General features: G+C 65.6%; 7 protein-coding genes. 4 read left to right on the top strand and 3 right to left on the bottom strand.

Annotated elements, in window-relative coordinates:
* Window positions 1-167: 167 nt before the first annotated feature.
* Window positions 168-3,974, bottom strand: coding sequence for a DEAD/DEAH box helicase (locus CRD59_RS03810; protein ID WP_113853270.1), 3,807 nt, complete (start codon window positions 3,972-3,974; stop codon window positions 168-170).
* Window positions 3,975-4,193: 219 nt separating this feature from the next.
* On the opposite strand from CRD59_RS03810, the gene CRD59_RS03805 reads away from it, so the two are divergent.
* The 3 genes from CRD59_RS03805 (at window position 4,194) to CRD59_RS03795 (ending at window position 8,347) form a co-directional block, all read left to right on the top strand.
* Window positions 4,194-5,735, top strand: a complete 1,542-nt coding sequence (locus CRD59_RS03805) for a DHA2 family efflux MFS transporter permease subunit (RefSeq protein WP_236632706.1) — start codon at window positions 4,194-4,196, stop codon at window positions 5,733-5,735.
* Window positions 5,736-6,056: 321 nt separating this feature from the next.
* The gene (locus tag CRD59_RS03800) at window positions 6,057-7,349 is read left to right on the top strand and encodes an ABC transporter permease (RefSeq protein ID WP_113853268.1); all 1,293 of its coding nucleotides are present in this window, start codon (window positions 6,057-6,059) and stop codon (window positions 7,347-7,349) included.
* Window positions 7,346-8,347, top strand: a complete 1,002-nt coding sequence (locus CRD59_RS03795) for an ATP-binding cassette domain-containing protein (protein WP_161522275.1) — start codon at window positions 7,346-7,348, stop codon at window positions 8,345-8,347. Before CRD59_RS03800 ends, CRD59_RS03795 begins: the two co-directional genes overlap by 4 nt.
* 156 nt (window positions 8,348-8,503) lie before the next feature.
* On the opposite strand, the gene CRD59_RS03790 is transcribed toward CRD59_RS03795, so the two are convergent.
* Complete coding sequence (locus tag CRD59_RS03790) at window positions 8,504-9,040, bottom strand: NADPH-dependent FMN reductase (protein ID WP_113853266.1); 537 nt, start codon at window positions 9,038-9,040, stop codon at window positions 8,504-8,506.
* Window positions 9,041-9,441: 401 nt separating this feature from the next.
* On the opposite strand from CRD59_RS03790, the gene CRD59_RS03785 reads away from it, so the two are divergent.
* Complete coding sequence (locus tag CRD59_RS03785) at window positions 9,442-10,269, top strand: ATP-grasp domain-containing protein (RefSeq protein WP_113853265.1); 828 nt, start codon at window positions 9,442-9,444, stop codon at window positions 10,267-10,269.
* Between the two features lie 134 nt (window positions 10,270-10,403).
* Here CRD59_RS03785 and CRD59_RS03780 read toward each other — a convergent pair whose 3' ends face one another.
* Window positions 10,404-11,132, bottom strand: a complete 729-nt coding sequence (locus CRD59_RS03780) for an HD domain-containing protein (protein ID WP_113853264.1) — start codon at window positions 11,130-11,132, stop codon at window positions 10,404-10,406.
* Between the last annotated feature and the right edge of the window lie 50 nt (window positions 11,133-11,182).

Here is an 11,182-nt window from a genome sequence, read left to right as displayed (position 1 = left end):
CACCTGTCACCGTCGCTCTCACCTTGTGGCGTGCCCTCTGCGTCGCGTCTACCCACACGCCCCCCCCCTCTCCCTTCGCCCGCCGCCTCAGATGTCTCTAAGAGACATCCTCCGGGTTTAGCGAGGTTCAGCCCCCCATTCCGGCAGGCACGGGGAGAGGGGGGGGTTCATCCGAGCAGGGAGAGCAGATCATCCCTGGTCAACGACGAGATCGAGGGACCGGAGGCCGAAGCCGCGTCCACGAAACGGGCGGCCAGATCCGACTTGGTGCGCTGCAGGTCCAGGATCCGCTCCTCGATCGTGTCCTTGGCCACGATCTGGTAGACGTTGACGTCCTGGGTCTGGCCGATGCGGTGGGCGCGGTCGTTGGCCTGTTCCTGAGCGGCGGCATTCCACCATGGGTCGGCATGCACCACCACGCAGGCGCCAGTCAGGTTGAGCCCGGTATTGCCGGCCTTGAGGGAGATCAGGAAGACCGGAGTGTCGTCCGCGTTGAAGGAATCGACCAGTTCGAGCCGTTTGCGCTTGGGCGTGGAACCGGTGATGACCTTATAGTCCACACCGTCGGCGCGCAGACGCTCGGCGATCAGATCCAGGTAGGAGGTGAACTGGGAGAAGATCAGCATCTTACGGCCGGCGTCCCGGCAGGATTCCACGAGTTCCTCAATCGCATCCAGCTTGGCCGAGGGCACCTTGGCCGGGGACCGACGTGCCAGTTCAGCGGCCTTGTCCAGCTCCTCGGCGGCCACCCGCTCCACTTCGGCGGGCTTGCCGAAGGCCTGCGGACCGTTCGCGGTCCTGGCGATGGCTTCGGCGGCGGCAGGCACACCCTCGCCCACATTGGAGTACAGGAGCCGGGGGTCGCAGCAGGCCTGACGCATGCGTGTGAGCTGTGCCAGCACCTGGAGCTTGCCGTTCTTGAACTCCACATCCTTCTGCTTGTTCAGGGTCATCCGCAGCCTCTGCTCCAAGGCCGCGTATATCCGCCGCTGCTCGCCCTCCAGCTGCACGGTGATCACATTCTCGATTTTCTCCGGCAGGTCCTTCAGGACATCGGCCTTGCGCCGGCGCAGGATGAAGGGCCCCACGAAGGCCTGGAGCTTGTCCTGCGCCCTGTCGTCCCCGCTCAGGATGGGCAGCTCGAAGCGCTCCCGGAAATGCCGGTAGGACCCGAGGATGCCGGGCATCAGGAAGTCGAAGATGGACCAAAGCTCGGCCAGACGGTTCTCGATCGGGGTGCCGGTCAGGGCGAAGCGCTGCCGGGCCTCCAGCCTGCGCACAGCCTGGGCGGCCTTGGTGGCATGGTTCTTGATGTACTGGGCCTCGTCCAGGGTCACGCAGTAGAGCTTGATGCCCTTGTAGTCCTCGATGTCCCGGCGCAGCAGGTCGTAGGAGGTGACCAGCAGGTCGCACTCCCCCGCCCGGTCCAGGACCCGCCGCCGTTCACCCTTGCCGCCGGCGACCGCCGCGACCTTCAGATCCGGCGTGAACTTGGCGCACTCGGCCACCCAGTTGTAGACCAGGGAGGCCGGGCAGACTATCAGGGAGGGGCCGCTCCGGCGGGCTTCCTCCTGCCGCGAAGCCAGGAAGGCCAGCAGCTGCACGGTCTTGCCCAGGCCCATCTCATCGGCCAGGATGCCGCCAAAACCCTTGTCGCAAGCCGCGTTCAGCCAGCGGAAGCCCTCCTCCTGATAGGGGCGAAGCACCCCGTTCAGGCCGGCAGGCAGCCGGTAGCGGGAGGGGTCCACATCCTTGAGGTCGCGCACATAGCGCTTGAACTCCTCGTCCTTGTGGTCCTCCTCCACCTGTGCGTCCCAGTAGTATGCTTCATAGGCCGGCACGGTGATCGGCCCATCCTCCAAGGCACCAGGCTTGAGCCCCATATCAGCCTCGGCATCGTCCAACCGCGACATGTCGGTATCGGCCAAGTCCACGAATGCGCCCGAGCGCAGCCTATGGTAGCGCCGCTTGCGGCGGTAGCTTTCCAGCAGGGCAGGCACTTCCTCGGGGTCGATCTCATCGGCGATCGGCGATATCTCAACCAGCCCCGACTTGATCGACAACCCCAGCCGCACGACCGGATGGGTGTTCAGGCTCAGTCCATCGAAGGCCGGGGTCGAATAGACCTCACCCAGGCTGCGCAGGACCGGCAGTCCCTCGGTCAACAGCTTGTAAATGGCTTTGTCATCGGCTTCCGGAATGCGGGCGAAGACCCCTTCCGGCTCGGGGAAGTAATGGCGGGCCGCATCCACGGCCAGGCGTTCGGCGGATTTGTCACGCACGACGGGCTCATGAGCGCCGATCCCGGAGAACACATGGAACCGCCGGTCCCCGTATCGGGCCTGGATGTCGCATGTGACGCCGTCAGCGTCCCTGTCCAGGTAGACCTCGATGACGCAGGGCAGACGGCGCATCCCCAGGAGTTCGGGAGGCAGGAGTGCATGGATGGGACCAGACCCGGACCCCCTTGCAGCGGCCGGGCCGACGCTTGCCTTCCCCGGACCGGCCGGACCCACGTCTCGGGCACGTGCGTCTCCCTCGTTCCCCGCCCCGTCGCCACTTTCTGCGCCGTCACCCTCCATGACCGGGCTCAAGGCCGGCAGAACCGTCCGGGAGAAGGCTTCCAAATCAGCCTTATCAAGGAACAAACCCTGTTCCTCACCGTCGTCAGCGGAGGGTTCGTTCCCGCACAAGGCGCCGATCAACCCGCTGTTCTCCCGGAAGGACCGTGAACAGCGATGGATGGTGGGCGCGACCTCATACCCACCGTCAGCCGGGGTCGGCCAGACGACCACGAACGAACTGGCATGACTGCCTATGAAGCGGTCCACAGTGAGCTTGTGGCGAATCAGGTAGCCTTCACCCCGGCCGTCGCCGTCGGGCGCATGCTCGACGCTCAGGCCCAGATCCGGGTCGCCGTCCACGACCAGCGCCGGCCGTGCCTGGGCGTTCCCGCTGCCGCCCGGCGCATAGTCCACGCTCAAACCCGTACCCACATACAGGTCCAGGATGTCCCCGACCTCTTCGGCGGAGAGGGTCATCTCCGTCAAGGACCCCCTGTGCTGCCGGTAGTACCCGATCAACCCCTCCTGGCCGCTGGAGCGGATCCGCACCCCCCGCTGGAGGATATCCAGCAGTCCGCGCGAAGGCTCGTCGAAAGTGTCACGGGAGTGCACGAAAGCCAACTTGCGGCCGTATGAATAATAGAGTGCGTGGTCCACTGCCTGCAGGAGACCATCCACGTCCTTGGCCAGATATGAGATGCCGCGGGAAGGAACAGTGACCCGCAAGCGCAGGCCCCAGTCCTTGCCCTGGCAGGAAAGGGAGGGGCGCAGACTCACGCTGCCGATCGGCAGGTGGACGGCGCCGGACGCAACGGGTGCGCCGCCATCCTCTCCCTGGGAACCCACCACTTTGAGCAGCTCCAGCTGGCGCTGCCGCTGCCGCTTGCGACGTTCATCGTCGGCCTGGGCCATGAACTCGCGCAGGCGATGGGAGGTCTCCCGGCGGGCGGGGCGCATCGTCTCGCCGCTCTGCTCGAACAGTTCGGGCGATTCGTTATAGAGCATGACCAAGGCAATCACATGCTTGCAGACCGCACCCAGACGCCCGAACGCGGGACAGGTGCAGGATGAAGCGACCACGCTCGCGGCATCCAGGTCCACCTGCGCGCTCACCAGGTAATCATCAGCGTATTCATAGGAGTTTTCGACGGAGGCGGACAGGTCCAGGGTCCTGCCGGAAGCCCGGCAGGACAAACCGGTCAGCCTCTTGGACTGGACCACCTCATAGGCCCGGAAGAAAGCGCCGCGACCCAGCCGCTTGAGCTCGCTCTCCGGCACAACCTCCAGCCGGCCGAAAGCCTTGCCGTCAGCGTCGTCATTCCCGTAGCCAAGGCCCTCGTCCTCAAGGTCGAACCCATACCTGCTCTCTCGTCCCGCCCTTGCACCGTATACCGACGCATGCCAATCCAAACGCTCCGCCTTCCATTTGTCCGCAAACTTTAAGTCTACCGCTCTTTGCCTCGCCACGCATGTGGTAGGGCTCTGAGCGTAGGCCGAAGCGGCCGGACGCCCCCCCCCCCAGCCCGACAACTCCATGTGACGCAATTCACAAGGACATGCCAACTTACGAAAACGAAAAAATCTCCCTAGCATGGCAACTTGTCTCGAAAGAGCAAGAGGAGAATCATTGTGAACGAACGGACAGCCATGCCTGCCTCCACCAAACCCAAAGTCCCCACCGGGGGGATCGACACGCCCGCACCATCCGGCCAGTCCCCCTCCAGGCCGGCGGCACCCCCGGTGCCCGTGGCCCATCCCTGGCCGGCCATCGCCGCCCTGATGATCGGTGCTTTCGTGGGTATGCTCAGCGAAACCTCGCTCAACATCGCCCTGCCCAATCTGATGGAAGCCTTCGCGATCCCGAACGCTACCGCACAGTGGCTGGTCACCGGCTACATGCTCGTCATCGGCATCGTACTGCCATTCTCCAGTCTGATCGGCAAGTGGTTCACCACCCGCCAGACAGTGATCTTCGGCCTGATCGCCTTCATCGTGGGCTCGGCCATCTCCGCCCTGGCGCCCTCATTCCCGATCCTGCTGGCCGGACGCCTGATTCAGGGGATTGGAACCGGCCTGATCCTGCCGCTCATGTTCACGGTGGCGATGTTGATCTTCCCGCCCGCCAAGCTGGGCACCGTGATGGGCATGTGCGCCCTGGTCATCATGTTCGCCCCGGCCATCGGCCCGACCCTGACCGGCCTGATCCTGGGCAGACTCACCTGGCACTGGGTCTTCTGGCTCTTCATCCCCTTCCTGCTGATCGCCCTGGTCTGCGCGGTCTGCTTCCTTAAGAACGTCGGCCAGATCACCCGACCCCACATCGACCTGCCATCCATCCTGGGCTCGGTCATCGGCTTCGGAGGACTGGTAGCCGGTGTCAGCCTGGCCTCCAAGTACGGCTGGGCCTCCCCGGTCACCCTGGCCATCCTCCTGCTAGCGATAGTGGCCTTGGCCCTCTACGTCCGCCGCCAGCTCAAGCTGGAGCAGCCGGTGCTGAACCTGCGCATCTTCGCCATCCCCGCCTTCCGTGCAGGTGCCAGCTTGGTCATGCTGGACTTCGCCATCATTCTGGCCTCCATGTACCTGCTGCCCCAGTACTTCCAGCGCGGTCTCCTGGTCCCGGTGGCCATGACCGGTGTCCTGATGCTGCCGGGCGGCGCCATCAACGCACTGGTCTCGGCACTGGCCGGACGTCTTTACGACGGGTTCGGCGCCAAGCTCCCGGTCCGGGCCGGATTCATCATCGCTGCCGTGGGTTCCATCATGCTTCTGGCCACGAGCCCCCACAGTCCCCTGGTCTACGTGGTGGCCGCCCACGTCGTGCTGATGATCGGATGCCCGCTGGCCATGTCGCCCGCCCAGACCTATGCGCTCAATTCCCTGAACCCCATGCAGTCCGGTGATGGTTCCACAATCATCAACACCATGCAGCAGATCATCGGCGCAGTGGCCACCGCGGTCACCACCAGCCTCCTGGCCATCGGCGAGGGCCGCTCGGGGGATGCCGAACCTGCGCAGGCCTTCACCAACGGCATGCATCTGGGTCTGTGGTTCGCACTGATCCTTGCCGTAGCAGCCCTGCTCATCTCACTCCGGGTCAAGCGCTTCTCCCACGCCGAAGCTCCGTCGGGCACCGGCACGGAACCGGCGAAGGAGGCGAAGTCCGCCTGACCACCGGAAATGTAGGCACGACAGGGCCCGGGGCGACGACTCCGGGCCTTTTCCATGCCCCTCCTCCTCTGCCTCGCGGGCTGCGGCCGGGATTCGCCAGCGCGCATCCGCTCCAGAACGTGAGCACCCGTAGAGGCGCACCCCCATCCAGCAGTCTCCCAGCAAAGACCCAGGCAGGCGCCCTATGCTGTCGGTCGGGCTTGGGAGGCCGGACGGATAGACTGAAATCCGAATCGCCGGGGCCTTCGACCGCCCGTCACAGCCCCGGCCGAGCCGGACAAGGCCCGGAGAGCGGGCGGAAGACCAGTGGGAAAGGATGCCATGTTCGTCCTGAAAAACGCATGGAGAGCAATCACGCGGAACAAGGCGCGCAACGTCACGTTCCTCATCGTCTGCATGGCGGTGACCGCATCCACGGTGGTGGGCCTGACCGTCCTCCAGGCGGACGAGGACACCCGCACCACCATCTACGACAGCCAAAGCGCCGAAGCGGTCATCTCCCCCAGGACCGGTGGCAAGGGCCAGGGCAAGACCGCCAAGCCGCTGGGCTGGGAGGAATACTCCAAATACGCCCAGTTCCTCCAGGCCAACAGCCTGCAGTTCGGCGTCTACTACTACGAGAGCGCACCAGCCAGGTTCCTGGATCTGAAGCCCGCTGACACCAAGGCGGACATGCAGTTGGTGGGCCTGTCCGACGCCTCGGTGACCGCCAAAGGGCCTTATGGCAAAATCAAGCGCACCCAGGGCAAGGACCCGGATTACGCAGGCACCTCAGGTGACTCGGCCATGATCTCCCAGAGCATGGCCAAGGCCAACAAGCTCAAGCCCGGCTCCACGATCAGACTGGTGGACCCCAAGGATGCAAGCCGGACCATCGACGTCAAGGTGTCCGGCGTATACGAGGCCAAAGGCTCGGATGTGGCCGCCAATGCGGTCTACACCTCCTTCACCACATTCGCCCAGCACGGCTTCGACCGGACCACGCAGCCCGGCGACAAGGGTCATGAGCTCAAGGTGGTCTTCCAACTGCAGAACCCCGCGGCCCTCAAGCAATTCACCGACGCCCTGCACAAGGCAGGTCTGTCGGAGAAGCAGTACAAGGTCACCTCACCCAGCCTCCAGGCCTACCAGCGCAGCGTCCAGCCCCTGCACGACCAGGCCGGCAAGATCAAGGGATTGCTGATTGCGATCCTGGTCTTCGGCGCCATCCTGGCCCTGGTCTGGTTGGCCTTCGCACTCATGGCCCGGGGCAACGAGCTGGGCATGGCCATTACCATCGGTGTGACCAAGGCCCGCATAGGCTGGCGGCTGGCCTTGGAGACCCTGATGATCACACTGCCGGGCCTTATTCTGGGTCTGGTCGCTGGCTGGTTCCTGTGCCCTCCGGCCATCCGCTCGCTCATCAGCCTGCCCGGCATCCAGCAGACCGCGGGCGGTGCGATCCTATGGCGGGCTGGGGGCACAGGGCTGCTGGTCTGCCTGGCCCTGGCCGTCGCTGCCTGGCTCCACGCCGGCCTGTACCGCACATCCCGCCTATACGAGACCGGAGCGCCCAAGGCCTCCACCGACAAGAACGCTGCCGCCGCCGACGCCGATGCAAAGGAGAACGCATGACCACCAGTGATAAGTCCGAACAGGACCAGGCGCTTGAGGCCGCGCAGGAGAGGACCGACGCCGACTCCTCCACGGGTCGCAAGCCTCACGCCGGTGACGAGTGGCGGACCGGGCCCGGGTCCGCGACGTCATCCGAAAACGGCCACACGGACGAAACCAAAGCGGAAAACGAAACACAGTCCGGGAACAATGCCACATCCAAGTCCGAATCCGAACAGAAGGGCGGTCCCGAGTTCAAGGTCGTCATAGAGGACGAGGCCGTCACAGATACGGAAACCGATGAGGACGACCCTCTGGCCGGCCTGGAGACGGATACGGACGAGGTCGAGATACCGGTGCCGTCGGGCTACCCGGTCCTGGAGCTGCGCCACGTCAGCCTGCGCAGCCGTGAGAAGGGTTCCATCGCCATGGTTCTGGATGACGTCAGCCTGGCTTTCCGAATCCGACGCACCCACCTGGTCCGGGCCGGCTCCCCCGAACGGGTCGAGGCCCTGATGGCCCTGCTCTCGGGCCTGGCCGCCCCCACCGAGGGGACCGTGCTCTTCCGCGGCACAGACCTCCGCCAGATCGAGGCCTGGGACTACCGGGGACACCAGCTGGGCGTGATCTTCGCACACGATGCCCTCCGCCGCGACCTGAGCGCAATCGAAAACCTGGCCTACACCATGGACGCCTCGGGCCGCACCTTCCTCAAGCCCAAGGACACCTTGGCCCGCGAGATCCTGGAGGAGATGAACTTCCCCGAGCGCCTGGAACAGCGGCCGGTGCGCGAACTGAGCCGTTTGGACTACATGCGCGCCGCACTGGCCCGCGCGGTCTCCTGCGAACCCGATGTGCTCCTGGCCCAGGAACCCATGTTCGGTCTTGACCAGACGGAGGCCGACACCATCCGCGGGCTGCTGCGCAAGTGCGCGCGACGGCACGACTGCGCCGTCGTCATGCTCTGCACCGACGGCGATGCCCCCGAGGCATACGACCAGGTGCTCACGCTGGAGTAGACGGAAAGGGCGAACAGCCGGGCAAACCGACTGTTACCCATGTGAAGGGGGCGGGCGCCACGGGAATTCAACCCGGGCGCCCGCCCTCTTTGCACTCGCTTCGCGTCCCGATCAGCCTGACATCAAACCTCAAACCGATCCGGTCTGCACGTCCGCTCAGCGGTTGGCCTGGACGTGCCTGACGAACGCTTCGGCGAAACCGCGGAGGAAGTCCACGGAAGAGTCGGCCAGGTTCCCCTGCCCGTCGAAACCGGTGGCGGCGTTGAAGTAGACCTCCGGCTGGCCCATGACCTTCATGTCCAGGAAGAGTAGGACGTTGCGCAAGGCCGCCTGGGCCTGGGTCGCGCCCAGGGCGCCGATCGAAGCTCCGACGATCGCGGCCGGCTTGCCTGCGAAAGAGGACTGGCCCCAGGGGCGGGAGGCCCAGTCGATGGCGTTCTTGAGCACGCCGGAGAAGGAGCGGTTGTACTCGGGGGTCACGAACAGGATGCCGTCGGCACGCTCCACCAGCTCCTTCAGGGCCGTTGCCTTGGCGGGGAAATCACCGTCCAGGTCCTGGTTGTACAGGGGCAGGTCCATGTCCGCATACTCGAAGTTGACGCCGGCCGGCAGCAGATTCTCGATGGACCGGGCAAGCTTCCTGTTGAAGGATTCCTTACGCAGGGATCCGACGAAAACGGCGATTGTGGTCATGGGGGTTCTCCTTATATAATCACTTCGGTGGTTGACCGCCGATACAGCCCTGGGCCTTATGCGCTCACCTGGGTGAGACGGCGGAGCGGGCTCGGCGAAGTCTTGCACACAGCTTAGGCTGACCGCACCGGCTTGTCCCTTGTTGCGCCCACAGGGCAAAGCCGCCGTGTTCCTCTGCGGGCCAGCGCCCCCTGGAAACGCAAGGGGTCCAAGCCTTCTGAGCGCACCTGAAAAGGTGAAATATGTCACGTCATATACCAGGCCAGCGCACACGGACCCGACCCCGACACTGCCAACTGGTCGCACATGAAAACTGGATTTCCGAAACTCTTTTTCAGGCGCTCGAAGCCGGCGCGGCACCGGTCCCTTGGATCCTCTGCCGGCATGACGGCCTCTCACCGGTGAAGGACCTGGAAAGGAGCGACGCCTTCTGGATCGCCCCGGGCCTGCTCATCGCCAGCAACACCTGGCTGAAAGCGCAGGACCTGCCAACCCTGTCCCCTCCTTCGCCATCGCCCCACTGGCTTGAGCGCTTGGCGCAGTCCGCGCCCGAGCTGTCCGGCCGACCCGTGCTCACAGCCACAGCCGAGACGATCCGCGAGTGGACGGCCTGGCCGGCTCCCCTGGGCGAGCGCCCCTGGTCACAGCTTGCCCAGGGCCGGGTGACGGCCTTCCGCGCCGCCCGCAGGACCCTCACCCAGCTCCGGAACGACCTGGCTTCCGCCCCGTCGGACTCCTTGATCCAATTGAGCGGGCAGGTGAACGGTATAGGTGAGGAGTGGCGGGTCGTCCTGAGCGACGGGCAGCCCGTTGCCGCCTCCGGCTACTGCATCCACAGCCCTGCAGGCAGTCAGCGAATCCTGTCGGTCTTCGACGGCGCCCGCTTCGACCCCGCCAACCGCCCGGCAGTCATGGCCGCGGCCCGACGGGCGGCCCAAGCCACCGGACTGCACTACGCAACCATCGACCTGGCCTTCGTGCCGGCCGGGGCCCCTCAGCCTCTGGCTGACCAGCGCCCCCAGGCTTGGAGTCCCGTCGTCATGGAAGCCGACCCCCTCTGGTGCGCCGCTCCCTACGACTACGGGCCGGCAGGCACCGCCGCCTTTCTCGACGCCCTGGCCGAGAGCGAATCCGCCCCCGCCGATGCCACCGACCCCCCATACGCGCCCGACCCCTGGATGGTGCGCGAATTCTCCCGCCGCTATGCCGCTTTCCTGCCGCGTAGCTGAGATCGGACCAAGACCGAACCAATCAGGCGCTGGCGTCGATACGCAAGCGACCCGGCCGCGTTTGCCGCTGCCCAGGGGCGCTATGCCGCCGGGACTTCCGCTGCTACCGCTGCGAATGCCCCTCGACCACAGGATCAGACGATGTCCATGTGGTACTGGCGAGCCAGGGGGCCCAGGTCGGGCACTCCGTACTTCGCGGTCAGCGTCTTCCAGCGGCGCAGGTTCTCCTCGCCGAAGCGGGCGGTGCGCTTGGCGGCCGTGGGCTCGGAGACGAAGATGGGCGGCTGGTGCTTGGAATGGTAGTTGTCCGCATACATGACCAGCTCCTGCTCCAGGCTCTGAGGCACGTAGTCATCCACCGGCAGGTTCAGATGTTCGGCCACCACTTGCTGACGCGTGAGCCCTACTCCCGTATGGTTGCGGGCGAATTGGGCAATCGGCTCGTCCACACCCTCGGCCTTGAGCAGCTCGTAGCCGGCGATGCCGTGACGGATGTATCGGTCGTCGAAGGCCAGGGGCCGCCCTTCCGCCCCATCGGAGGCCAGGATCCGGTACGTACCGATGTCGTGCAGGAGTCCGCCCAGGTAGACCAGGTCCACGTCCAGCTCGCGCTGGGGCACGGCCGAGTCCATCGAATCCCCGCTTTGCCAACTGGATGCGCCGCTGCCCTGTCCGCCGTCGGCCCCATCGCGTTCGGCCGCGCCCCGCACCTGAGCCGCCCGGTAGCGCGCGTTGGCCCGCCGGGCCAGCTCCCTGCCGATCGTCGCGATGATCACGCAGTGCGTATGGATCAGCTCATACGCCGCCGTCGAAGGCGCATATTGCCTGTGCAGTTCATGGGCCTGCTCAACCGTAGGAATCATGCCTCCATCCTAGGAGCCACCGCACCCACCGGCCCAGCCGCCAGCGCCCG

Source organism: Bifidobacterium xylocopae (genome assembly GCF_003315615.1).
In the GTDB taxonomy this organism is placed as follows: Bacteria; Actinomycetota; Actinomycetes; order Actinomycetales; family Bifidobacteriaceae; genus Bombiscardovia; species Bombiscardovia xylocopae.
The sequence above is the reverse complement of the archived record's forward strand: the minus strand, read 5'-3'. Positions and strand labels throughout refer to the sequence as shown.